The 23310-nt window shown below is 44.8% G+C and carries 22 protein-coding genes; all 22 read left to right on the top strand.

The window, feature by feature from the left end:
• Window positions 1–17 precede the first annotated feature (17 nt).
• The 22 genes from HMPREF9378_RS02050 (at window position 18) to HMPREF9378_RS02150 (ending at window position 23179) form a co-directional block, all read left to right on the top strand.
• Window positions 18–1838, top strand: coding sequence for a glycoside hydrolase family 35 protein (locus HMPREF9378_RS02050; RefSeq protein WP_002914223.1), 1821 nt, complete (start codon window positions 18–20; stop codon window positions 1836–1838).
• Window positions 1835–2311: a PTS system mannose/fructose/N-acetylgalactosamine-transporter subunit IIB gene (locus HMPREF9378_RS02055; protein ID WP_002898809.1), complete on the top strand. Its 477-nt coding sequence runs from the start codon at window positions 1835–1837 to the stop codon at window positions 2309–2311. The genes HMPREF9378_RS02050 and HMPREF9378_RS02055 overlap by 4 nt, the downstream gene beginning before the upstream one ends.
• Window positions 2312–2336: 25 nt before the next feature.
• Window positions 2337–3242, top strand: coding sequence for a PTS mannose/fructose/sorbose/N-acetylgalactosamine transporter subunit IIC (locus tag HMPREF9378_RS02060; RefSeq protein ID WP_002901969.1), 906 nt, complete (start codon window positions 2337–2339; stop codon window positions 3240–3242).
• The gene (locus HMPREF9378_RS02065) at window positions 3229–4053 is read left to right on the top strand and encodes a PTS system mannose/fructose/sorbose family transporter subunit IID (RefSeq protein ID WP_002914222.1); all 825 of its coding nucleotides are present in this window, start codon (window positions 3229–3231) and stop codon (window positions 4051–4053) included. Before HMPREF9378_RS02060 ends, HMPREF9378_RS02065 begins: the two co-directional genes overlap by 14 nt.
• Before the next feature lie 11 nt (window positions 4054–4064).
• Window positions 4065–4469 carry a PTS sugar transporter subunit IIA gene (locus tag HMPREF9378_RS02070; protein WP_002914221.1) on the top strand — a complete coding sequence of 135 codons (405 nt, stop codon included), beginning with the start codon at window positions 4065–4067 and terminating at the stop codon, window positions 4467–4469.
• A gap of 310 nt (window positions 4470–4779) precedes the next feature.
• Entirely contained in the window at window positions 4780–5958 is a 1179-nt protein-coding gene (locus HMPREF9378_RS02075) for an SIS domain-containing protein (RefSeq protein WP_002901975.1), read from the top strand.
• A 14-nt stretch (window positions 5959–5972) separates the two neighbouring features.
• Entirely contained in the window at window positions 5973–7010 is a 1038-nt protein-coding gene (gene lacD / locus HMPREF9378_RS02080) for a tagatose-bisphosphate aldolase (RefSeq protein WP_002901976.1), read from the top strand.
• A 24-nt stretch (window positions 7011–7034) separates the two neighbouring features.
• On the top strand, window positions 7035–8081 hold the full coding sequence (locus HMPREF9378_RS02085) for an aldose epimerase family protein (protein ID WP_002914220.1): 1047 nt from the start codon (window positions 7035–7037) through the stop codon (window positions 8079–8081).
• Between the two features lie 555 nt (window positions 8082–8636).
• The gene (gene ruvB / locus HMPREF9378_RS02090; protein ID WP_002908428.1) at window positions 8637–9635 is read left to right on the top strand and encodes a Holliday junction branch migration DNA helicase RuvB; all 999 of its coding nucleotides are present in this window, start codon (window positions 8637–8639) and stop codon (window positions 9633–9635) included.
• A complete protein-coding gene (locus HMPREF9378_RS02095; RefSeq protein WP_002914218.1) occupies window positions 9632–10201 on the top strand; it encodes a nucleotidyltransferase family protein in 570 nt (189 codons plus the stop codon). Before ruvB ends, HMPREF9378_RS02095 begins: the two co-directional genes overlap by 4 nt.
• Before the next feature lie 275 nt (window positions 10202–10476).
• The gene (locus tag HMPREF9378_RS02100) at window positions 10477–10899 is read left to right on the top strand and encodes a low molecular weight protein-tyrosine-phosphatase (protein ID WP_002914217.1); all 423 of its coding nucleotides are present in this window, start codon (window positions 10477–10479) and stop codon (window positions 10897–10899) included.
• On the top strand, window positions 10892–11317 hold the full coding sequence (locus tag HMPREF9378_RS02105) for an MORN repeat-containing protein (protein WP_002914216.1): 426 nt from the start codon (window positions 10892–10894) through the stop codon (window positions 11315–11317). Before HMPREF9378_RS02100 ends, HMPREF9378_RS02105 begins: the two co-directional genes overlap by 8 nt.
• On the top strand, window positions 11307–13112 hold the full coding sequence (locus HMPREF9378_RS02110; protein ID WP_032911317.1) for an acyltransferase family protein: 1806 nt from the start codon (window positions 11307–11309) through the stop codon (window positions 13110–13112). The genes HMPREF9378_RS02105 and HMPREF9378_RS02110 overlap by 11 nt, the downstream gene beginning before the upstream one ends.
• Window positions 13113–13415: 303 nt before the next feature.
• On the top strand, window positions 13416–16070 hold the full coding sequence (gene adhE / locus HMPREF9378_RS02115; protein WP_002901984.1) for a bifunctional acetaldehyde-CoA/alcohol dehydrogenase: 2655 nt from the start codon (window positions 13416–13418) through the stop codon (window positions 16068–16070).
• A gap of 267 nt (window positions 16071–16337) precedes the next feature.
• Window positions 16338–17018, top strand: coding sequence for a DUF6796 family protein (locus HMPREF9378_RS02120; RefSeq protein WP_002901985.1), 681 nt, complete (start codon window positions 16338–16340; stop codon window positions 17016–17018).
• A 116-nt stretch (window positions 17019–17134) separates the two neighbouring features.
• Window positions 17135–17242 (top strand): acetylxylan esterase, encoded by a 108-nt coding sequence (locus HMPREF9378_RS11580; RefSeq protein ID WP_023916874.1) that lies wholly within the window; start codon window positions 17135–17137, stop codon window positions 17240–17242.
• Window positions 17243–17565: 323 nt separating this feature from the next.
• A complete protein-coding gene (locus HMPREF9378_RS02125) occupies window positions 17566–18267 on the top strand; it encodes an N-acetylmannosamine-6-phosphate 2-epimerase (protein WP_002901987.1) in 702 nt (233 codons plus the stop codon).
• 14 nt (window positions 18268–18281) lie between these two features.
• Window positions 18282–19199 carry a dihydrodipicolinate synthase family protein gene (locus HMPREF9378_RS02130; RefSeq protein WP_002901989.1) on the top strand — a complete coding sequence of 306 codons (918 nt, stop codon included), beginning with the start codon at window positions 18282–18284 and terminating at the stop codon, window positions 19197–19199.
• A gap of 84 nt (window positions 19200–19283) precedes the next feature.
• Window positions 19284–20822, top strand: coding sequence for a sodium:solute symporter family protein (locus HMPREF9378_RS02135; protein WP_002901990.1), 1539 nt, complete (start codon window positions 19284–19286; stop codon window positions 20820–20822).
• Window positions 20822–21274: a NanQ anomerase/TabA/YiaL family protein gene (locus HMPREF9378_RS02140; RefSeq protein ID WP_002901992.1), complete on the top strand. Its 453-nt coding sequence runs from the start codon at window positions 20822–20824 to the stop codon at window positions 21272–21274. The genes HMPREF9378_RS02135 and HMPREF9378_RS02140 overlap by 1 nt, the downstream gene beginning before the upstream one ends.
• Before the next feature lie 169 nt (window positions 21275–21443).
• Window positions 21444–22286: a MurR/RpiR family transcriptional regulator gene (locus HMPREF9378_RS02145; RefSeq protein ID WP_002901994.1), complete on the top strand. Its 843-nt coding sequence runs from the start codon at window positions 21444–21446 to the stop codon at window positions 22284–22286.
• Complete coding sequence (locus HMPREF9378_RS02150) at window positions 22283–23179, top strand: ROK family protein (protein ID WP_002901996.1); 897 nt, start codon at window positions 22283–22285, stop codon at window positions 23177–23179. Before HMPREF9378_RS02145 ends, HMPREF9378_RS02150 begins: the two co-directional genes overlap by 4 nt.
• Window positions 23180–23310: the final 131 nt, after the last annotated feature.

Genomic DNA, 23310 nt, shown 5'->3' with positions numbered 1-23310 from the left:
ATTAATATTAATAAGAGATGAAAGCGGTTTTACACCGAAGGGAACATCAGATGGCAAGATTCAAAATTGGTCATTCTTTCTGTTTGGATGATCGGGAGTTTAAGATTTTATCGGGAGCCATTCACTATTTTCGGGTACAGCCTGAGGATTGGTATCATTCCCTTTATAATCTCAAAGCTCTGGGCTTTAATACAGTGGAGACCTATCTTCCCTGGAATATGCACGAACCCCAAAAAGGTGTCTTTGATTTCCAAGGGATTTTAGATATTGAGGCATTTTTACAGACGGCTCAGGATTTGGAACTTTATGCCATTATCCGCCCTTCGCCTTTTATCTGCGCGGAGTGGGAGTTCGGTGGTCTGCCGGCCTGGCTGCTCAATGAAAATATGCGCATCCGCTCATCAAATGAGGCCTTTCTGCAGGCTGTAGCCAGCTATTATGACGAGCTGCTGCCGCGACTGACTCCAAGGCTGCTGGACAATGGGGGAAATATCCTCATGATGCAGGTGGAAAATGAGTACGGTTCTTATGGGGAAGACAAGGCCTACCTGAGAGCAATCAGACAGCTCATGGAAGAACGAGGTGTAACCTGTCCGCTCTTTACTTCAGACGGGCCTTGGCGGGCTACGCTTCGAGCGGGTACGCTGATTGATGACGATGTCTTTGTGACAGGAAATTTCGGCTCCAAGGCAGATTACAATTTTGCCCAGCTGCAGGAATTCTTTGACGAGCATGGCAAAAAGTGGCCGCTCATGTGTATGGAGTTCTGGGATGGCTGGTTCAATCGCTGGAAAGAGCCTGTCATCAAGCGAGATCCAGACGAACTGGCTCAAGCTGTTCACGAAGTGCTCCAGCAGGGCTCAATCAATCTCTATATGTTTCATGGCGGTACCAACTTTGGCTTTATGAACGGCTGTTCGGCCAGAGGTGTCATTGACCTGCCACAGGTAACTTCCTATGACTATGATGCTCTACTTGATGAGCGAGGCAATCCGACGGATAAGTACTATGCAGTCCAGAGGATGCTGAAAGAGCATTATCCAGAGTATCCGCAGATGGAGCCGCTGGTGAAAGAGGCTTTTGAACTCAGGAATATTCCGCTCAGTCAGAAGGTCAGTCTCTTTGAGACACTGCCTGACTTGGCAGAGCCTATCGAAAGTCTCTATCCAATGAAGATGGAGGAGCTGGGGCAAAATGTCGGCTACTTGCTATATCGGACTTGGGCTAGTTGGGATGCTGATCAGGAAAGGCTCCGTGTCATTGACGGCCGCGACCGGATGCAGCTCTATGTGGACGGTCAGCACATTGCAACCCAGTACCAGACAGAAATCGGTCAGGATATTATGGTGGACGGCCAGAAAAAGGCAGAGCACCAGCTTGACATTCTGATGGAAAATATGGGCCGGGTCAATTATGGGCACAAACTCTTGGCAGATACCCAGCAGAAGGGCATTCGTACCGGTGTCTGCAAGGATCTGCACTTCCTGCTTGACTGGCAGCATTATCCACTGCCACTGGACCATCCAGAAAAGATCGACTTTTCAAAAGAGTGGCAGGAAAATCAACCAGCTTTCTACGCTTTTGACTTTAAAATGAAAGCGCTTAAAGATACTTATCTGGAACTGTCCGACTTTGGCAAGGGCGTCGTCTTTGTCAACGGTGTCAGCATTGGCCGCTTCTGGAATGTCGGACCGACCTTATCGCTTTATATCCCGCACAGCCTGCTCAGAGAAGGCGACAATCGCATCATTATCTTTGAGACAGAAGGGATCTATAGCGAAACCATTCACTTAGTTAACCAACCTACATTTAAAACAATAAAGGGGGAAAATCTATGACAATAGTAGGTGCACGTATCGATGGACGTTTGATCCATGGACAGGTAGCCAATCTTTGGACTACCAAGCTCAACATTTCACGCATTATGGTGATTGACGATGAGGTAGCTGAAAATGCTATCGAAAAGAGCGGGCTCAAGCTTGCAACGCCAGCTGGCGTGAAACTCAGTGTCTTGCCGATTGCTAAGGCAGCAGAAAATATCTTGGCTGGCAAGTATGATTCGCAGCGACTCTTGATTGTTGCTCGCAAGCCAGACCGCTTCCTGCGGTTGGTCGAAGCTGGTGTTCCGCTGGAAACGCTGAACGTCGGCAATATGTCTCAGTCAGACGAAACTCGCTCTATTACTCGCTCTATCAATGTGGTAGATGCAGATGTTGAAGCCTTTCACAAGCTTCATGAAAAAGGAGTAAAACTGACAGCGCAAATGGTTCCCAACGATCCGGTTGAGGACTTCATGAAGTTATTAAAATAAGACAAAATTTTAGGAGGACATTGTTATGATACAATGGTGGCAAATTTTACTACTCACTTTGTACTCAGCTTATCAAATCTGTGATGAGTTGACCATCGTTTCGTCAGCAGGATCTCCTGTATTTGCTGGTTTCATTACTGGCTTGATTATGGGCGATTTGACGACCGGTTTGTTTATTGGTGGTAGCCTGCAATTGTTCGTTCTTGGTGTGGGGACATTTGGTGGAGCTTCTCGTATTGATGCGACATCAGGTGCCGTTTTGGCGACAGCCTTCTCCGTAGCACAAGGCATTAAGCCAGAGTTGGCTATCGCGACAATCGCAGTACCGGTAGCAACTTTGCTAACTTACTTTGATATCTTAGGCCGTATGACAACGACTTATTTCGCGCACCGTGTGGATGCAGCAGTTGAACGCTTCGACTATAAAGGTATTGAACGCAACTATCTCTTAGGTGCACTTCCTTGGGCTCTGTCTCGTGCCCTCCCAGTCTTTCTGGCTCTGGCATTTGGTGGAGCATTTGTACAAGCGATAGTAGATGGTGTTGCTGGTGTGAAATGGCTGGCTGCAGGATTGACACTGGCTGGTCGTATGTTACCAGGACTTGGATTTGCTATCTTGCTTCGTTACCTTCCAGTTAAACGTAATCTTCACTACTTAGCTCTTGGTTTTGGCTTGACGGCTATGCTGACTGTGCTTTACTCAAACATTCAAACTTTGGGTGGGGCTGTATCTAGTATTGTTGGGACTCTTCCAAAAGATGCTGCGATCACATTTGCCAACAACTTCAAAGGTTTGTCTATGATTGGTGTAGCTATCTTTGGTATCTTCCTTGCAGTACAGCATTTCAAATACAGCCAAAGAACAGTAGTTGCTGCGCCAGCTGCTAGCACAAAATCAGAAAGTGAGGAAATTGAAGATGACGAACTCTAATTATAAATTAACAAAAGAAGATTTTAAACAAATCAATAAACGCAGCTTGTTCACTTTCCAATTAGGCTGGAACTACGAGCGGATGCAAGGGTCAGGTTATCTCTACATGCTCTTGCCTCAGCTGCGCAAAATGTACGGAGATGGCACTCCAGAATTGCAAGAAATGATGAAATTGCATACGCAATTCTTCAATACATCACCTTTCTTCCACACCATTATTGCAGGTTTTGACCTAGCTATGGAAGAAAAAGACGGTGTTAAATCAAAAGATGCGGTCAATGGTATCAAGACAGGTCTTATGGGACCATTTGCTCCTCTTGGAGACTCCATCTTTGGCTCTCTTGTGCCAGCCATCATGGGATCTATCGCTGCTACCATGGCTATTGCAGGCCAGCCTTGGGGAATTTTCCTTTGGATTGCTGTAGCAGTTGCTTATGACATTTTCCGTTGGAAACAGTTAGAATTCGCCTACAAAGAAGGGGTCAATCTCATCACCAACATGCAAAGTACTTTGACAGCTCTTGTTGAAGCGGCTTCTGTATTGGGTATCTTTATGGTGGGTGGTTTGATTGCTACTATGATCAACTTTGAAGTATCCTGGGTATGGAACATCGGTGAAAAAGCTATTGATTTCCAAGACATGATGAATCTGATTTTCCCACGTTTGATTCCAGCAGTCTTTACAGGCTTTATCTTCTGGCTCTTGGGCAAGAAAGGAATGAACTCTACCAAGGCTATCTTCATTATCATTATCATGGCAGTAAGCTTCTCTGCTATCGGCTACTTCCTGCTGGGACAAGTGCCAGAATAATGGAGTGATTTATGAGTAAGAAATTAGTTTTAGTCAGTCATGGTCGCTTTTGTGAAGAACTGAAAACCACTACGGAAATGATTATGGGGCCTCAGGAAGATATCCATGCAGTAGCCCTGCTTCCGGAGGAAGGTCCAGAAGACTTCGTAGCTAAATTCTTAGAGACGGTCAAAGATTTTGAGGATTACTTGGTCTTTGCGGATCTCTTGGGGGGCACTCCTTGTAATGTAGTCAGCCGTTTCATTATGGAAGGACAGGATATCGAGCTTTATGCGGGGGTCAATCTGCCCATGGTCATTGAGTTTATTAACTCTTCTTTGACAGGAGCAGAAGTTAGCTATCCATCCAAGGCAGCAGAGAATATTGTTAAGGTCAATGATGTTCTAGCAGGCCTAATGGATGATGAAGATGAATAAAAGCTTGAACAATCACTTCTAGTTGGGTCAAGTCCTTGCGCTGTCAGCAGATGGGAGACTGCTGATAGGTAAAGATTGGCCACAGTGGATGATTCAAGCATATTGGTCTAAGAGGAATTTGGGAGATGCCTCTTGGCCTAGGGAAATGGATGGTTCAGCATTGCAAAATGCAGTTGCTGTCTGGTTTGAAAAAGCTTGTTAAAAGCATATTTCAAGCCTAGCCATCGTCGCGGGGGTGGGACAGCGAGCCGAAAATCTTTGATTTTCTGGATTCTGTCTTGCTCCCCCTTTTTTCAAATAATGGAAAGGAATGAGAAAGAGAATGTTAGATTATTCACAGGAAGAATTGCAGCGTCTGGGGGCTGACATCACAACGAGAGAAATCTATCAGCAGCCTGAGGTCTGGCAGGAAGCCTTTGAACATTACAAGGCTCAAGCCGCAGACATCGCTGCTTTTCTGAAAAAAATCGAGGACAAACATGACTACATCAAGGTCATTTTTGCCGGAGCCGGCTCATCAGCCTACGTCGGAGATACTTTGACGCCTTATTTCAGGCAGATTTATGATGAGCGCAAATGGAATTTCAACGCTATTGCGACAACAGATATCGTAGCCAATCCCTTGGTGCATCTGAAGAGAGAAGTACCGACAGTGCTGGTTTCCTTTGCCCGCAGCGGTAATTCCCCAGAAAGTGTAGCGACTGTGGACTTGGCTAAGCAGTTGGTAGATGACTTGTACCAGATTACCATTACCTGTGCTGCCCAAGGCAAGCTAGCCCAGCAGGCCCAAGGTGATGAAAAGAATCTTTTGCTCCTGCAGCCAGAAGCTTCTAATGATGCTGGCTTTGCCATGACCTCTAGTTTCAGCTCTATGATGCTGACAGCCCTTTTGGTCTTTGACCGGGCTGAACTAGCCCAGAAGGAAGCCAAGGTTGCGGCTCTGATTCAGCTCAGCCAGGATGTTTTAGAACGCGTTGCATATGTGCAGCAGCTGGTTGATTTGGATTTCAGTCGGGTCATTTATCTGGGGGCAGGACCTTTCTTTGGTCTGGCGCATGAAGCCCAGCTCAAGATTTTAGAGCTGACAGCCGGCCAAATTGCAACTATGTACGAAAGTCCAGTCGGTTTCCGGCATGGGCCTAAGTCGCTGATTAACCAAGACACAGTCGTTCTGGTCTTTGGTTCGACAGATGGCTATGCCAAAGCTTATGATTTGGACTTGGTGCGGGAAGTGGCTGGTGACGGGATTGTCCGCAGACTGGTCTTGCTGACTGACCGGGAGGAGCAGTTGGAAGGAGTCGAGCAAGTGGTGCTAAGTACCCAAGAGCCTCTGGGAGATAGCTATCGCATCTTCCCTTACATCGTTTACGCTCAGCTCTTTGCTCTCTTGTCCTCGCTCAAGGTCAAAAACCGTCCAGATACACCGTCTCCGACAGGCACGGTCAATCGTGTAGTACAAGGAGTTATCATTCACCCTTTTGAGGAGTAAGAGAAGGAAAAGTTATGGAGAAATTACAAATTAGCCACAAAAAAGTGAGCCATCTGAAAAAACTATCAGACGAGCAGGGGATTATCGGGGCTTTGGCCATTGACCAGCGTGGTTCGCTCAAGAAAATGCTGGCCAGCGGAGAAGATGCGCCTTCGGGTGACCAAGCTCTGGTTCAGTTCAAAGAATTAATCTCTAGTCAGCTAACGCCCTATGCCAGCTCTATCCTGCTGGATCCAGAGTTCGGTCTGCCGGCAGCTGAGCTGCGGGATGAGTCCTGTGGGCTAATAGTGGCCTACGAGAAGACTGGCTATGATGCTACAGCGGAGGGCCGCCTGCCGGACTTGCTGCCAAACTGGTCAGCTAGTCGCATCCGAGACATGGGCGCAGATGCCGTCAAGGTCTTGATTTACTATGATGTGGATGACAAACCAGAAATTAACGACATCAAGCAGGCCTGGGTTGAGCGCGTGGGTAGCGAATGCTTAGCTGAGGACATTCCTTATTTTCTGGAGATTCTGACCTATGATGCCAAGAGTGACAGTGTTTTGGACGCTAACTATGCCAAGCTTAAGCCGCATAAGGTCAACGAGGCAGTCAAGCTCTTTTCAGATCCCCGCTATCATGTAGATGTTTTAAAGGTTGAAGTGCCAGTCAATATGAACTTTGTTGAGGGCTTCACCAAAGAAGGCGTTGAGCCAGTCTACAGCGTGACGGAAGCCCGAGATTTCTTTAAAGAACAGTCAGATGCGACACACTTACCTTTCATCTTCCTCAGCGCTGGTGTCAGTGCCGAGCTTTTCCAAGAAACGCTGCGACTAGCCCATGAAGCGGGCTCACAGTTTAACGGAGTTCTGTGCGGACGAGCTACCTGGAAGGATGCAGTCTCGGTCTTTGCCCAAGAAGGAGCTGCAGCAGCTCAAGCGTGGTTGGACGAGACGGGTCGTCAGAATATCGAGGATCTTAATCAAGTTTTGCGCCAAACAGCTGTGTCTTGGCTGGACAAGCTTGACCTGCCTTTTGAAGACAGGACTTGGCAAGTTCGTGATTTTTAACAAGATAGATAAAAGAGGTTTGGTATGAAATCTTACCGAGAATCCATTTTTGGAAAGCTGGGCGGTCAGGAGATTCTAGCTTACACTTTTGAAAACGATCAAGGTTATCGTCTGATAGTCATGAACTACGGAGCGACCGTTGTCCAGTATGTCACTCCTGATAAGGACAATCGCTTTGACAATATTGTTGTCGGGTTTGATCAGTTTGAGGACTATATTGGGAACAGTCCCAAGCATGGAGCCAGTATTGGTCCGGTGGCCGGACGTATTGCCGGAGCAGCTTTTGAGCTGAATGGTCAGAGCTTTCAGCTAGAGGCCAATAATGGCTTAAACTGCAACCATAGTGGCTCCAGCGGCTGGGACAGTAGCGTTTTTGAAGTAGAGGAAGTCAGCAATGACGGGCTCACATTTTATACAGAGCGTACAGACGGAACTGGCGGTTTTCCTGGCAATCTGAAAATCTGGGTTTCCTATACCCTGACAGAGAAGGGCGAGCTGGAAATCTCCTATCAAGTTCAGACAGATCAAGATACCTTGGTCAATCCGACCAACCATAGCTATTTCAACCTGTCTGGTCGTTTCAATCAACCGATAGATGATCATATCCTGCAGCTCAATACTGATGGTGTCTATCCTATCGCAGCTGACGGCCTTCCTGAAAAAAAGGCTGATGCAGAGCGTGACTTTGTCAAGAAGCTGGCCAAGGGCGCTTCCCTTAAAGAAATTTTTGACGCGACTGATGAGCAAATTCGGCTGGTATCTGGCTTGGATCATCCTTTTGCGCTAAGCCCAAGCCGAAACCAGGCAGGCACGCTCTATCATCCAGCATCGGGCCGCCGCCTGACCATTCAGACTCAGGCTCCCTGCCTAGTGATTTATTCAGCGAATTGCGTGGATGATTCTATTCGGTTTGACGGACAGCCTATGATTCAGCATAATGGCTTAGCTCTGGAAGCCCAGGCCCTGCCGGATGCCATTCACAGCAGCCAGCAGTCAGATGTCATTCTCAAGGCCAATCAGATTTTTACCAGCAGGACAGTGTATTTTGCTGATGTACCAGCAACTTTATAAAGAAACAATCGCGAAAGAGCACAAAAAACGGCAGTACCTCCTTCTGCCGTTTTTCTTTGTCCAGTTTTCAGAGACTATGTTTTCAGTAGCTAATCTTGAGCAAGGGAAAAGCCTCCACAATCAACAGCAAAATCTTTTTTGCTAACTGAATTTTACTTTAAGTTTTTCTTAAGCTAAGGCTGCTATACTTATTTTTATCAAATGAAGCCCCCTAACTTTGTTTGATAATCCTAAACTTTTTCATAATAATCTCCCATAAAGGCCACCCAATCTGGTGGTCTTTTTTTGCTCAAATTTTAGAATAAGACGGGAAGTTTATCGGATTGTAACTCAAATGTTAAATTTTAAAGGATACGTTATACAAAGTTAAGATTTCTTTAAGTTAAGGCCAGTATACTATGAGTATCAAATGAAGACCTCCTAACTTTATTTGATAGAAATCCTAAACTTTTTCATAATAATCTCCCATAAAGGCCACCCAATCCGGTGGTCTTTTTTTGTTCAGACGTGGATTAGATTTGCTTCCTCTGCTTTATTTTCTGCTATAATAGTTCTATGAGTAGAATTTTAGACAATGAATTAATGGGTGATGAGGAATTGGTGGAGCGCACCTTGCGTCCCCAGTATTTACAGGAGTATATCGGTCAGGACAAGGTCAAGGATCAGCTGAAGATTTTTATTGAAGCGGCTAAGCTAAGGGATGAGGCGCTGGACCACACCCTGCTTTTTGGTCCTCCAGGTCTGGGGAAGACGACCATGGCCTTTGTCATTGCCAATGAACTAGGCGTAAATCTCAAGCAGACTTCTGGTCCGGTGATTGAGAAGTCTGGTGATTTGGTTGCGATCTTAAATGACCTTGAACCGGGTGATGTCCTCTTTATAGATGAGATTCACCGCTTGCCAATGGCGGTAGAGGAAGTGCTGTACAGCGCTATGGAAGACTTTTACATCGACATTATGATTGGCTCAGGTGAGACCAGTCGCAGCGTCCATCTGGATTTGCCGCCTTTCACTTTGATTGGGGCGACCACTCGGGCAGGCATGCTGTCCAATCCTCTGCGGGCTCGCTTTGGGATTACTGGTCACATGGAGTATTATGAAGCTGGCGACCTGACTGAAATCGTTGAGCGGACGGCAGAGATTTTTGAGATGGCTATTACCCACGAGGCTGCGAAGGAGCTGGCTTTGCGTAGCCGAGGCACGCCGCGGATTGCTAACCGTTTGCTCAAGCGGGTGCGGGACTATGCGCAGATTATGGGCAATGGCCTGATTGATGATAAGATAACCGACCAGGCTCTCTCCATGCTGGATGTGGACCAGGAAGGGCTGGACTATGTGGACCAGAAGATTTTGAAGACTATGATTGAGGTCTACGGTGGCGGTCCGGTGGGGCTGGGAACCCTCTCAGTCAATATTGCTGAGGAGCGTGAAACGGTGGAGGACATGTATGAGCCTTATCTGATTCAGAAAGGGTTTGTCATGCGGACACGGACCGGACGCGTGGCTACCCGTAAAGCCTATGAGCATCTAGGATACGAGTATATGAAGGAATGATGACAGAAAAGGAGATTTTAGACCGACTAGGTCAAGATCCAGACATCCGAGCGATTTTGGAAATTATTCGCAGTCTGGAGCTCAAGGATTCTTGGTTAGCAGCTGGATGTGTGAGGAATTTTATCTGGAATATGCTGTCAGAGCGACCAGGTTTTGATTCAGAGACGGATGTAGATGTCATTTTCTTTGACCCGAGTTATGCTGAAGCAGAGACGACAGAGCTGGAAGCCAAGCTCAAGGCAGACTGGCCACAGTATCGATGGGAACTGAGAAATCAAGCCTATATGCACCGCCATAGTCCTGGAACAGCACCTTATAAAAATGCTTGCGAAGCTATGAGTAAGTATCCTGAGCGTTGCACAGCTATCGGCCTGCGCTTGTTGGCAAATGACAAACTGGAACTTTTTGCTCCCTATGGTTTGGAGGATATCTTAAACTTTCAGGTTAGACCGACTCCTCATTTTCTTGACAATAAGGAGCGCCAGCGTGTCTATGCTGAGCGCTTGGCTAAGAAGAATTGGCAGAAACGCTGGCCACAGCTGGAATGTCATTGTCTTGATAAATAAGTACAAGATAAGAGTAAAATGTTTAAGTTATTTTAAGGAAGTTTTAAGGAATGGATATTATACTATAATCAAGTTAAGAAATTAACTTAACTCCTAAAACTTTTTTCTTTTTAAAAAATAATCTCCCTACAAAAAGCCACCAAACGGTGGTTTTTTGCTATTTTCAGACATGAGAGGGGCAGGGCTTGCCAGTTTTCAACGAGAATCAGGAAACTGTAAACGATTCAGGGCTAGTTTTTGCCATTATTTTGTTATAATAGATAGCGAGGTATTCTATGAAGAAAATTGTATTTGTATGTTTGGGAAATATCTGCCGCAGTCCGATGGCAGAGTTTGTCATGAAGAGTTTAACAGACCAACTGAAAATCGAGAGCCGGGCAACCTCGAGCTGGGAGCACGGCAATCCCATTCATCGGGGAACACAGGCTATTTTTAAGAAATATGCTATTGCTTATGATAGGGACAAGACTTCTCAGCAGATTTCGCCAGCGGATTTTGCGGATTTTGACTACATCATCGGTATGGATGAAAGCAATGTCCGAGATTTGAAGCGGATGGCGCCTGAGGACTTTCAGCATAAAATTTATCAGTTTGAGGAAGAAAGTGTGCCAGATCCTTGGTACACAGGAGATTTTGACCAAACCTATGATTTGGTCTTGGCTGGCTGCAAGAAGTGGCTAGAGCGTTTGGATGGATAGGAATATGGATAAAGTAAAAGAATTTTACAATAAATACAAGGTCTATCTGACCCGGCAGAATTTAGAACTTTTGGCTGTAACGGTCATTGTACTGTCAGCTATTCTGGTTTTTACCTCGGGGATTCCTGGTAAGGGCGTTTTAACGCTGGATCAGGGGAAGATCAAGTATGACGGGACCTTGGTTCGCGGGAAGATGAACGGTCAGGGGACTATGACTTTTCAAAATGGGGACAGTTATACCGGTCAATTTCGCAATGGCATCTTTGACGGCAAAGGGACCTTTACCTCACAGGCTGGCTGGAAATATGAAGGGGACTTCAGCAAGGGTCAGGCCGATGGACAAGGAAAACTAACGACAGAAGGCAATGTCGTTTATGAAGGAACGTTTAAACAAGGAATTTATCAAAATGCGCATTAAATGGTTTTCGCTCGTCAGAATCACGGGGCTGCTTCTAGTTCTGCTTTATCATTACTTCCAGGGCGTTTTCCCTGGCGGTTTTATTGGCGTGGATATCTTTTTTACCTTTTCTGGCTTCTTGATTACCGCTCTGCTTATTGACGAGTTTGCTAAGAAGAAAGAAATCGATATCCAAGGCTTTTTCAGACGGCGTTTTTATCGGATTGTACCACCTCTGGTCTTTATGATTTTGGTCGTTATGCCCTTTACTTTCTTAATCCGTAAGGATTTTGTGGCTGGGATTGGGACGCAGATTGCGGCCGCCTTGGGATTTGTGACCAACTTTTATGAAATGCTATCTGGCGGCAATTATGAGAGTCAGTTTGTGCCGCACATCCTGATCCATACTTGGAGTCTGGCTTTAGAAGTGCACTATTATGTTCTGTGGGGATTGGCCGCTTGGGGCTTGGGCAAAGTTGCCAAGTCAACGGCCCGCTATCGCGGTATGATTGCGCTGGTTTCTGCAGGTCTCTTTTTGCTCAGCTTTGTATCAATGTTTGCTGGCGCTTTGACCACTAAGAATTATTCTGATATTTATTTTTCAAGTTTGACCCACGTCTTTCCTTTCTTTGCAGGAAGTATCCTAGCAACCTTGTCTGGTGTCGGCCATGTTAGCAATCGCTTTAAAATGCTGGAGCAAAAGCTGGCTCTCAAGCAAGTGCTAGGAATTATGGGGGGCAGCGCAGCTGTTTTGCTTTTGCTCAGCTTCCTACTCAAGTTTGACAATCTTTGGACCTACCTGGTAGGATTCTTGATTTCAACTATCTTGGCTTGTCTGATGATTTTGGCTGCTAGGATGTTGCATGACAAGCTCCCTGATGTGAAGGAGCCTAGCCTTATCAACTTTATCGCGGATACCAGCTATGGTGTTTATCTCTTCCACTGGCCATTCTATATAATCTTTACCCAGCTGATGAGTAATGGCTTGGCTGTTCTCTTGACTACGTTGCTGTCCCTTACTTTTGCAGCCTTGTCTTTCTATATCTTGGAGCCAACTCTTGCTGGTCGTCAGCCAGTTATCATGGGAACCAAGATGGACCTATCGTCTCTTACCAGACCAATCTTTTACAGCATGATTCCGCTGACTTTGATTACGTTCTTTATCTCGGTGACAGCTCCAAAGGTCGGAGCTTTTGAGGAAAGTTTGATTGTCAATGCTCTGAATCAAGCAGATACAAAAATGCAGACAACTCGCAGTCAGGTTGATCAGTCCAAGGCGACTGAGTACAATGTGGCGGACGGGATTACCATGATTGGTGACTCGGTTGCTCTCCGCTCAAGCGATCAATTGCAGCAGATCTTGCCAGGAATCGAGCTAGACACTGTCGTTAGCCGCAGTCTGAGCACAGGCTTGGAGGTCTACAAGACAGATATTGCTAATAGAGTGCTGAAGAAGCAGGTTGTCCTAGCTCTCGGAACCAATTCGTCTGGTTATTCAAATGAACTTTTGGATGAGTATGTTTCCAGCCTGCCTAAGGGGCATCAACTGATCCTCGTGACTCCTTATGACGGTCGCTCAGAGGGCGGTGTCTTGGCCCAGCAGTGGGAGTATGAGCTAGAATTAGCCAAGAAATACGACTATGTCTTTGTGGCTGACTGGCATCAAACTGCTATCGAAAATCCGCAGATTTGGGAAGGGACAGACTATGTCCACTTTGGCTCGAACTCAGAGTCCATCATTGAGGGGGGGACTCTCTATGCCAATACCATTAAGCAAGCCATAGATGAAGCAAATTCTGGCAATGTGAAACCATAAATGATCAGCTCGGTTCGTCCGAGCTTTTTATATTTAAACAAAGAAAGCGCTTTCATATATTATGTGAAAGTAAAAGTATGTGAAATCTCTAAAAAATAAAAAATTTTTTCACAATAACTAAAAGAATAGACTGTAAAACCAGCAAATTTGTTATATGTTTCACAAATTAATAGAAAAAAGTTTGTGAATGTTAAGTGAAAGTGTTTACAAAAATCATCAAATGGTTTATAATTGTATTGTGAAATAATTAACAAAGGTTAGTGTTCTTCATCTAACCTAAGGCAAAACCATTGGAGGAATAGAATGGCTGAAAAGAAGAAAACGGTAGAACAAGAAGACAAGGCTTTGGCAGCGCAAAAGCATGTCGACGAATTGGTGCAAAAAGGTCTGGTTGCACTCGAGGAAATGAGAAAGCTGAATCAGGAACAGGTGGACTATATCGTAGCCAAGGCCTCTGTAGCAGCTTTGGATGCCCACGGTGAGTTGGCTCTGCACGCTTATGAAGAAACAGGCCGCGGAGTTTTTGAAGATAAGGCAACGAAAAACCTCTTCGCCTGTGAGCACGTTGTAAATAATATGCGCCATACGAAGACAGTTGGCGTTATTGAAGAAGATGATGTGACTGGATTGACCTTGATTGCGGAGCCAGTGGGTGTTGTCTGTGGAATTACTCCAACAACCAACCCGACTTCAACAGCGATTTTCAAATCTTTGATTTCCTTAAAAACACGTAATCCGATTATTTTTGCTTTCCACCCATCTGCTCAAGAATCATCTGCCCATGCAGCGCAAATCGTTCGTGATGCTGCGATTGCAGCAGGTGCGCCTGAAAACTGTGTGCAGTGGATTACAGCGCCATCTATGGAAGCAACTTCTGCACTCATGAACCACGAAGGGATTGCGACTATCCTTGCGACAGGTGGTAATGCAATGGTCAAGGCAGCTTACTCATGTGGTAAGCCAGCTCTGGGGGTTGGTGCCGGAAACGTACCAGCTTATGTGGAAAAATCAGCGAATATCCGTCAAGCAGCGCATGATATCGTTATGTCTAAGTCCTTTGACAATGGTATGGTCTGTGCCTCTGAGCAAGCCGTTATCATTGACAAGGAAGTTTATGATGAATTTGTAGAAGAGTTCAAATCTTACCATACTTACTTTGTGAATAAGAAAGAAAAAGCTCTGTTGGAAGAATTCTGCTTTGGTGCTAAGGCAAACAGCAAGAACTGTGCTGGTGCTAAGCTCAATCCGGATATCGTTGGTAAGCCAGCTACTTGGATTGCAGAGCAGGCAGGCTTCAGCGTGCCAGAAGACACGAATATCTTGGCCGCAGAGTGTAAAGAAGTTGGTGAAAAAGAGCCATTGACACGTGAAAAACTGTCACCTGTCATCGCTGTTCTCAAGTCTGAATCCCGTGAAGACGGTGTTGAAAAAGCCCGTCAAATGGTAGAATTCCATGGTCTTGGCCACTCAGCTGCTATCCATACAGCGGACGAAGAATTGACTAAGGAATTTGGTAAGGCTGTTCGTGCTATCCGTGTTATTTGCAACTCACCTTCTACTTTCGGCGGTATCGGGGATGTTTATAATGCCTTCCTGCCATCACTGACTCTTGGCTGCGGATCTTATGGTCGCAACTCAGTTGGTGATAACGTTAGTGCTGTGAATCTCTTGAACATCAAAAAAGTAGGAAGACGTAGAAATAATATGCAATGGATGAAACTCCCTTCAAAAACTTACTTCGAGCGTGACTCTATCCAATACTTGCAAAAATGTCGTGATGTGGAACGTGTCATGATCGTAACAGACCATGCTATGGTAGAGCTTGGTTTCCTAGATCGTATCATCGAACAACTCGATCTTCGTCGTAATAAGGTTGTTTACCAAATCTTTGCAGACGTAGAGCCAGATCCAGATATCACAACAGTTGAACGTGGTACAGAGATTATGCGTACCTTCAAACCTGATACAATTATCGCACTTGGTGGTGGTTCACCAATGGACGCAGCTAAAGTCATGTGGCTCTTCTATGAGCAACCAGAAGTGGACTTCCGTGACCTTGTGCAAAAATTCATGGATATCCGTAAACGTGCCTTCAAATTCCCATTGCTTGGTAAGAAGACTAAGTTTATCGCAATCCCTACAACATCTGGTACAGGTTCAGAAGTGACACCATTTGCCGTTATCTCTGACAAGGCTAATAACCGTAAGTACCCAATCGCTGATTACTCTCTGACTCCAACTGTGGCTATCGTAGACCCAGCTCTGGTACTGACTGTTCCAGGATTTGTCGCAGCAGACACTGGTATGGACGTGCTGACGCACGCAACAGAAGCTTATGTATCTCAGATGGCCAGTGACTTTACGGATGGTTTGGCTCTCCAAGCTATCAAACTAGTCTTTGAAAATCTGGAAAGCTCTGTTAAGAATGCTGACTTCCACTCTCGCGAAAAGATGCACAATGCCTCTACTATCGCTGGTATGGCCTTTGCCAATGCCTTCCTGGGAATTTCCCACTCTATGGCCCATAAGATTGGTGCTCAGTTCCATACGATCCACGGTCGTACCAATGCGATCTTGCTGCCATATGTAATCCGCTACAACGGTACACGTCCAGCTAAGACAGCGACATGGCCTAAGTACAACTACTACCGTGCGGATGAGAAATACCAAGACATTGCTCGCATGCTTGGCTTGCCAGCTTCTACTCCAGAAGAAGGTGTGGAATCTTACGCAAAAGCTGTTTATGAACTGGGAGAACGTGTCGGTATCGAAATGAACTTCAAGGCTCAAGGTATTGACGAAAAAGAATGGAAAGAACATTCACGCGAATTGGCCTTCCTTGCTTATGAAGATCAATGCTCTCCAGCCAACCCACGCCTTCCAATGGTTGACCACATGCAGGAAATCATCGAAGACGCATACTATGGCTACAAGGAACGCCCAGGACGCCGCAAATAAGCGAGCAGCTTCCTCAATTAAAAATAAGACAGTTTGTCGGTCATCCCCTGCCCTTTGGTGGGGGATTTTTCTATGTGTCTTAGCGAGGCAAGACCATTGGTCGAAGCCAAGCTTAGAGACATGGATGCTGAGGAGCGTAGCGACGTGAGCTCTAGGTCTCTTAACGAAAGGAGCTTGCTGGGGTAAAAAGACGTAAACCTTCTGATTACTTGTGATTAAGTGAGCTTTTGTGCTAAGATAAGAGGACAATGAAAAAAGGAGAGTAATGTGATTTTTTTATCTTTATGGGCTGGGCTGTTGAGTGGTCTTTGCTGGTTATTGGGGGATATTCTGCTGGTTGGCTTTGAGGTAGATAAGGAAAGTTATGCCTACTTTACGGAGCAGAGTCGGATTGGCAATAAGAATCTGGCTATGCTGATGCTGTCTGGTTCTGTCAATCGGCTGCGTCTGGGTGCTCTGGTGGCTAACTTCTCAATTCCTCTTATGTTAGTCTCGCTTTATGCTCTCTTTGGTTTGACAAATAAGGGCTTGTGGGCCTACCTGTCAATAGCCTTGTTAGGAATTGGATTTGCCCTATCGCCAGTGGCACATGTGGCTTTTTACTACGTTGGGATCATCAGCAAAAAGGCTTATAAACGAAGCAACGGACAGGTCTGCTCAGACGAAGACAGCGAGCTTATCAATGAAGCAGTGCTCTTTCTAGATATAACCTGGCGGACAGCTATCGCTCTGACAGGTCTAGGTTGGCTCATTTACTCACTGCTAATAGTTGCCGGTCAGACAATATTGCCTGCTTATCTGGGGCTGCTGACCCCTTTACCGCTCAGTCTGTTAACTATCTTACTAGTAGAAAAGCTGAGAATCGGACGTCCCTACCTTAACGGAGCTGGCCTAAATATAGGATTTAGTTTGTTCTATTTACTGCTCCTGCTTCATATAGGTTCTTAGGCAGTGAATCGGTTAAATTTCAGAAAAAACAGAAAATCTATATGTTAACCTATTGAAAAATTTCTATTTCTGTGGTATGATGAAAGAGGTTTCAAGAATCGTTGGGAGGATAAGACATGAAAAACCCTACTTTACTTAAAGAATGTTTACATTATCGCGGAAGAGATGAAATGCCCGACGATTTTGATACCTTTTGGAATAAACAAGTGGCGGAGGCTTGCTAATTGGCACTCTGCTGATTTAAATTTCAAATATGGGCTTTCAAATAAGCTGGTTGAGCATAGTGTTTGTTAACTTTTATTCCTTTAAGACTGAAGTCTACAAAACTGCTTCCCCCTGGGACTAGGCATTTGCCTAGTTCTTTTTAGTTGTAGAAAAATGTTGGAACAGCCACGAAAAAAATAAATACTTTAGCTATATTCGTCTGTATAAGTTTCAAACTGAGATAAAAAGTAATACTTAAAAAGAAAGTACTTTCTAAAAGTAAAACCATATTGAAACTAATTGCAATAAATGTTAAGATAATAAATGTAAAGGCTTACAATAAATGAGTAAGGAGGATAGGAATCAAATGGAAGAGTTGAGACATAAGTTAATTGTGTCGTGTCAGGCTCTACCAAACGAACCATTACATAGCGACTTTATCATGGCTCGTATGGCAGTGGCGGCCAAAGAAGGAGGTGCTAGCGGAATTCGGGCTAACTCGGTTATAGACATCAAGGCTATTAAAGAAGCGGTGGATTTGCCAGTAATTGGGATTATCAAGAGAGATTATCCAGATGCCCAAGCTTTTATTACACCAACTATAGCGGAAGTGGATGAGCTGATGGAAGCCCATCCGGAGATTATCGCTTTAGATGCGACAAATTCCAGCAGACCTCAAGGAGAGAGTTTAAAAGCATTTTTCCAGAAAGTGAAAGAAAAATATCCTCAGCAGCTTTTGATGGCTGATTGTTCAACTCTTGACGAGATGCTGGAAGCTGATCGAATGGGATTTGATTTTATCGGAACAACCTTGGTGGGCTATACTAGTCAGAGCGAAGGAGATAAGATTGAAGCCAATGACTTTGAAATCATCCGAAAAGCTTTAGCTGAGATTCAGCACCCTCTGATTGCTGAGGGGAATATTGATAGTCCTGAAAAGGTGAAAAGAGTTCTAGAGCTGGGAGCCTTTAGTGTGGTAGTAGGATCTGCCATTACACGGCCGCAGCTGATTACAAGGAAGTTTGCAGACGCAACAAAAGAATAGAAAAGAGGAAGAATATGTCAAAATTAGAAAAATATGAAGGTGTCATTCCGGCTTTTTATGCTTGTTATGATGAAGCAGGAGAAGTAAGCTCAGAACGTGTTCGTGCTTTGACTCAGTACTTTATTGATAAGGGAGTTAAGGGTGTCTATGTTAATGGTTCTTCTGGTGAGTGTATTTACCTCAGTGTAGCAGACCGGAAATTAATTTTGGAAAATGTCATGGAAGTGGCTAAGGGCAAACTGACAGTTATCGCTCATGTGGCTTGCAACAACACTAAGGACAGTGTGGAACTGGCTAAGCATGCTGAAAGTTTGGGTGTTGATGCTATCGCTGCTATTCCTCCTATTTACTTCCGTTTGCCGGACTATTCTATCGCTAAGTACTGGAACGATATGAGTGCAGCGGCTCCGAATACTGACTTTGTCATCTACAATATTCCGCAGCTGTCTGGAACGACTCTGACACCAGCACTCTATGCAGAAATGCGTAAAAATCCACGAGTTATTGGGGTTAAAAACTCTTCTATGCCGACTCAAGATATTCAAATCTTTGTCGCAGAAGGTGGGGAAGATCATATTGTCTTTAATGGTCCAGATGAACAGTTTATCAGCGGTCGAGTTATTGGTGCTAAGGCCGGAATTGGCGGAACCTATGCTGTGATGCCAGATCTCTTCCTGAAGCTCAACCAGCTCATCATTGACAAAGATCTGGATCGTGCTAAAGAACTGCAGCATGCGATTAATAGTGTGATTTACAAGATGGTCAGCGGTCGCGCAAATCTCTATGCTGTTATGAAAGAAATTCTTCGTCTCAATGAGGACTTAGATATTGGCTCTGTTCGAGCACCGTTAGAGCCTCTATCTGAGGGAGACTATGCGATTGCCAAAGAAGCAGCTGCTATGATTAAGCAGGTAAGAGAAGACTTCTTGTAATACAAAGAGTGTAACACCAGAGTTTAGGGCAGGCTAAACCTGCCCGTCCTAGGCTTTGACGATGAATAATAATGGAGAAATTCTATGGGAAATGTTGGTTTTACCACAATCGATATGATTATTCTGATTGTGTATTTACTAGTTGTTCTGGTAGCAGGTTTGCTGTTCTCGAAAAAGGAGATGCAGGGTAAAGAGTTCTTTAAAGGTGATGGAACGGTGCCTTGGTATGTAACATCTGTTTCCATTTTTGCTACATTGCTAAGTCCGATTTCCTTTATGACACTGGCGGGGAACTCTTATGCAGGGACTTGGCTTCTCTGGTTTGCCCAGTTGGGTATGATTTTTGCCATTCCAGTGGCTATTCGTTTCTTCTTGCCGATTTATGCACGTCTAGATATTGATACAGCCTATGACTACCTGCAAAAACGTTTTGGCTCTAAGGCCTTGCGAGCTTTGTCAGCTGTCTTCTTCATCATCTATCAAATCGGCCGCATGTCCATCATTATGTATCTACCTTCAGTGGCCCTGGCTACTTTGACGAAGATTGATGTCAATATCCTGATTATCGCGATGGGTGCGATTGCCATTGTTTACTCCTATACCGGTGGAGTCAAGTCAGTTCTGTGGACAGACTTTATCCAAGGTTCAGTACTCTTGATTGGTACAGTTGTAGGGCTTTTCTTCCTGATTGCTAATCTCAAGGGTGGCTTTGGCGATATTGCTAGTGAGCTGGCCAGTGGTAAATTTATCTCAGGGAAAGAAACTATTTTCAATCCTAACTTGCTGAAAGATTCTATTTTCCTAATTATCTTGGGATCTGGTATCAATACCCTGTCCTCTTATGTATCTTCGCAAGATATCGTTCAGCGCTTTACGACAACTCAGAATGTGAAGAAACTCAATAAAATGATGTTTACGAATGGAGTTTTGTCAATCTTTATCGCTTCTGTCTTTTATCTGATTGGTACAGGTTTATACGTCTATTATCAAGTACAGCATCCAGGCAGTGAGGGCAGCTCTATTCCTCAAGACCAGATCTTCACTTACTTTATCGCCTATGGTCTTCCAGTTGGAGTGACCGGTGTTCTGATTGCGGCAATTTATGCAGCAGCTCAGTCTACTATTTCTACAGGTCTTAATTCTGTAGCGACTTCTTGGACTTTGGATATTCAAGATGTTGTATCTAGCAATCTGGACGACAAGAAACGGACTAAAATCGCCCAATATGTTTCTCTAGGTGTAGGAGTCTTCTCCACAGTAGTTTCAATCGTGATGGCTCATACAGGTATTACATCGGCTTATGTTTGGTTTAATGGCTTTATGGGCTTGGTACTAGGTGTCTTGGGAGGAATCTTTATTCTGGGAATCTTCACCAAGCGTGCCAACCTCAAGGGAGCTTATGCAGCTATGATTGCTTCTAGTATTGTCCTGCTAGTCATCAAGTACGCTCTGCCAGCAGAAGCCGTTAGTATCTGGGCTTATTCCTTGATTTCAATTGTTGTTTCCTTGATTGTAGGCTATGTTGTTTCCGTCTTAACTGGCGGCAAGGCTGCGCCAGAGAATACAACAGTTTACGATATTGCAAGTATTCATGCAGATAAATCCTGGGAGGTACGGCACTAATGGAACTAGTTCAATATAAAGGAGCAGCTGTTGAGAGAGACATTCAGCAACCTGCCTTAAAAAAAGTCTTAGAATTTTTAAGGACACATGATGTCAGCCAAGATGAAAAGGGCAATCACCCTGTGTCTGATGATTTCTTTTACAATGTCATTGAAATGACGACCACGACCGATGAGGATCGGGTCTGGGAAAGTCATAGGGAATTTTACGATGTGCATCTGATTTTTGAAGGAAGGGAGCGCATCCACTATAACTTTTTGTCCAATATGGAAGAAGGGGATTATGATGCGGAAGGAGACTGGCAGCAGATGTCCGGCCAAGCTTTGTTTGACCTGATATTCACTCCTGGCAGCCTGCTCTTGCTGGATCCTAATGACGCCCATAAGACTGGACTGATAGCTGAAGAAGCCGGCCCCATCCGTAAGGTTGTCTTTAAAGTAAAAATTGTATAAAAGGCTGCGGGCGGGATGAGAAAGACGGATTGTTCTTAACATGCTGCCCCAGCTTTTTTAGTCAGTTTTGAACTTTATTTTCTGCTGGAGAATTCTAGCAAGGAAGGGTTGGAATTACTTTTGAGAAAGTGGTAGAATAAAGAAAATAGTTGCAGGAGGAAAATGTCTGATGGTTTCTTTGGAAAAAAACATTTTGCCAGTGATTGAGTCTGTATATGGTAGTCTGACACACCTGGAAAAGAAGATTGCAGATTATTTTCTGTCTGATGAGGCACTGACAGCTGATCTATCGGCTCAGGCGGTGTCTCAGAAGCTCTATGTCTCTGTGCCTTCTCTGACTCGCTTCGCCAAAAAATGTGGCTTTTCAGGCTACCGGCAGTTTATCTTTGAATTTCAGGAATCCAGCTCAGAAAGTAAAAATGTCAGTAGGGATTTGACGAGAAATGTCTTGTCTGATTATGGCGAATTGCTCAATAAGACTTTTTCCTTGATTGACGAAGAACAGTTCCTGCGCGTGGGGGATATGCTCAACAATGCTGGTCGAGTCTATATCTACGGGCAGGGGAGTTCAGGCTTAGTGGCTCGGGAAATGGAGTTTCGCTTCATGCGGTTGGGAATGGTTTGTAAGGCCATTACGGACGACCATATGATTCGGGTGAATAGAGTCATGCTGGATCCGGACTGTCTGGTTATTGGCATTTCCATATCTGGCGAGACTAAAATTATCACGCAGGCTATTCAGAATGCCAAAAAAGTCGGAGCCAAGACTGTGCTGGTAACTTCCAATAACAGCGACGACTTGAGGCAGCAGTGTGATGAACTGGTCCTAGTAGCTGTCAAGAAGCACTTGGCACAGGGCAATAATATCTCTCCTCAGTTTCCGGTTTTAGTTGTGATGGACATTTTCTATGCCTATTATATAGATTTAGACCGAGATTATCGCAGCCAAATCTTTACAAATACACTTTCAGCTTTAGAAGAAAATCAAGAAGAGAAGGAGCATGAATCGTGAATATTGTAGGAATAGATATCGGTGGGACAACGATTAAAGCAGATCTCTATCGGTCTGATGGACGTAGTCTAAATGAGTTTCGAGAAGTTACTACTGAGATCGATTTTGAAAAGAAAACGAATCAGATTTTAGAGCAGGTTTGCCAGCTAATAGCATTTTATAAGGAGAAGTTTGAGCTAGATGGAGTAGCGATTTCATCTGCTGGTGTAGTTGACAGCCAGGCTGGGAAAATCAGTTACGCAGGCTATACCATTCCAGGTTATATTGGGACAGATTTCCGTAGTCGGGTTTTAAAAGAATTTGGTTTGCCGATTGCGATTGAAAATGATGTTAATTGTGCTGCTCTGGGTGAGGCTTGGCTAGGTGCTGCCAAAGGTCATGCTTCTGCGGTTATGATTACTGTCGGTACAGGCATTGGCGGTGGCATTATCTATGATGGAAAAATTGTCAATGGATCCACCTATACCGCTGGTGAGGTAGGCTATCTGCCCATGGAAGATGGACAGGACTGGCAATCCCAGGCCTCAACAACTGCCTTGTTAGCATTATACAGCCAAAAGACAGGTGAACAAGGCCATACTGGGCGTAGTTTTTTTGCGGCAGTAGACCAAGGAGATAAGCTGGCGCAGGAAACACTTGATATTTTCTTAGGTCGCCTAGCTAAAGGTCTCTTAACGCTATCCTATATTCTAAATCCAGAGGTGTTGATTGTCGGCGGCGGCATATTAGCTCGTTCTGAGCTTATTCTGCCACGTCTTGAAAGTCTGATGAAGCAGCAAGTAGTAGATCCGCGCTTTTTGCCTAGAGAGTTGGTGGCAGCAGCCCTAGGGAATGAAGCCGGACGATTAGGCGCTGTTCAACATTTTCTGAATCAGGAGAAAAAATCTGTTTGAAAAAGATGTTTTCAGAAAGAATATGATATAATTTATGCAAGTACGAAGCTGTATTCTTGAAGATAACTTGCCAGATGGTTGGACAGTCAGTTAGGAATGCAGATTTTAAAATCCGTTTTCGAAGGTTTTTG

The sequence above is a fragment of the Streptococcus sanguinis SK1 = NCTC 7863 genome (genome assembly GCF_000194945.1).
GTDB classification, from domain to species: Bacteria; Bacillota; Bacilli; order Lactobacillales; family Streptococcaceae; genus Streptococcus; species Streptococcus sanguinis.
This window is presented reverse-complemented; position numbering and strand designations above follow the sequence as displayed.

Bases quoted from the DNA above. Each gene is read 5' to 3' on its own strand.
- HMPREF9378_RS02055 (WP_002898809.1), top strand. From the start codon at position 1,835: ATGACAATAGTAGGTGCACGTATCGATGGACGTTTGATCCATGGACAG.
- HMPREF9378_RS02125 (WP_002901987.1), top strand. From the start codon at position 17,566: ATGAGTAAGGAGGATAGGAATCAAATGGAAGAGTTGAGACATAAGTTA.
- HMPREF9378_RS02100 (WP_002914217.1), top strand. From the start codon at position 10,477: ATGAAGAAAATTGTATTTGTATGTTTGGGAAATATCTGCCGCAGTCCG.
- HMPREF9378_RS02070 (WP_002914221.1), top strand. From the start codon at position 4,065: ATGAGTAAGAAATTAGTTTTAGTCAGTCATGGTCGCTTTTGTGAAGAA.
- HMPREF9378_RS02050 (WP_002914223.1), top strand. From the start codon at position 18: ATGAAAGCGGTTTTACACCGAAGGGAACATCAGATGGCAAGATTCAAA.
- HMPREF9378_RS11580 (WP_023916874.1), top strand. From the start codon at position 17,135: ATGAAAAACCCTACTTTACTTAAAGAATGTTTACATTATCGCGGAAGA.
- HMPREF9378_RS02065 (WP_002914222.1), top strand. From the start codon at position 3,229: ATGACGAACTCTAATTATAAATTAACAAAAGAAGATTTTAAACAAATC.
- HMPREF9378_RS02135 (WP_002901990.1), top strand. From the start codon at position 19,284: ATGGGAAATGTTGGTTTTACCACAATCGATATGATTATTCTGATTGTG.
- HMPREF9378_RS02130 (WP_002901989.1), top strand. From the start codon at position 18,282: ATGTCAAAATTAGAAAAATATGAAGGTGTCATTCCGGCTTTTTATGCT.
- HMPREF9378_RS02095 (WP_002914218.1), top strand. From the start codon at position 9,632: ATGATGACAGAAAAGGAGATTTTAGACCGACTAGGTCAAGATCCAGAC.
- adhE (WP_002901984.1), top strand. From the start codon at position 13,416: ATGGCTGAAAAGAAGAAAACGGTAGAACAAGAAGACAAGGCTTTGGCA.
- HMPREF9378_RS02060 (WP_002901969.1), top strand. From the start codon at position 2,337: ATGATACAATGGTGGCAAATTTTACTACTCACTTTGTACTCAGCTTAT.
- HMPREF9378_RS02110 (WP_032911317.1), top strand. From the start codon at position 11,307: ATGCGCATTAAATGGTTTTCGCTCGTCAGAATCACGGGGCTGCTTCTA.
- HMPREF9378_RS02145 (WP_002901994.1), top strand. From the start codon at position 21,444: ATGGTTTCTTTGGAAAAAAACATTTTGCCAGTGATTGAGTCTGTATAT.
- HMPREF9378_RS02105 (WP_002914216.1), top strand. From the start codon at position 10,892: ATGGATAGGAATATGGATAAAGTAAAAGAATTTTACAATAAATACAAG.
- HMPREF9378_RS02085 (WP_002914220.1), top strand. From the start codon at position 7,035: ATGAAATCTTACCGAGAATCCATTTTTGGAAAGCTGGGCGGTCAGGAG.
- HMPREF9378_RS02075 (WP_002901975.1), top strand. From the start codon at position 4,780: ATGAGAAAGAGAATGTTAGATTATTCACAGGAAGAATTGCAGCGTCTG.
- lacD (WP_002901976.1), top strand. From the start codon at position 5,973: ATGGAGAAATTACAAATTAGCCACAAAAAAGTGAGCCATCTGAAAAAA.
- ruvB (WP_002908428.1), top strand. From the start codon at position 8,637: ATGAGTAGAATTTTAGACAATGAATTAATGGGTGATGAGGAATTGGTG.
- HMPREF9378_RS02140 (WP_002901992.1), top strand. From the start codon at position 20,822: ATGGAACTAGTTCAATATAAAGGAGCAGCTGTTGAGAGAGACATTCAG.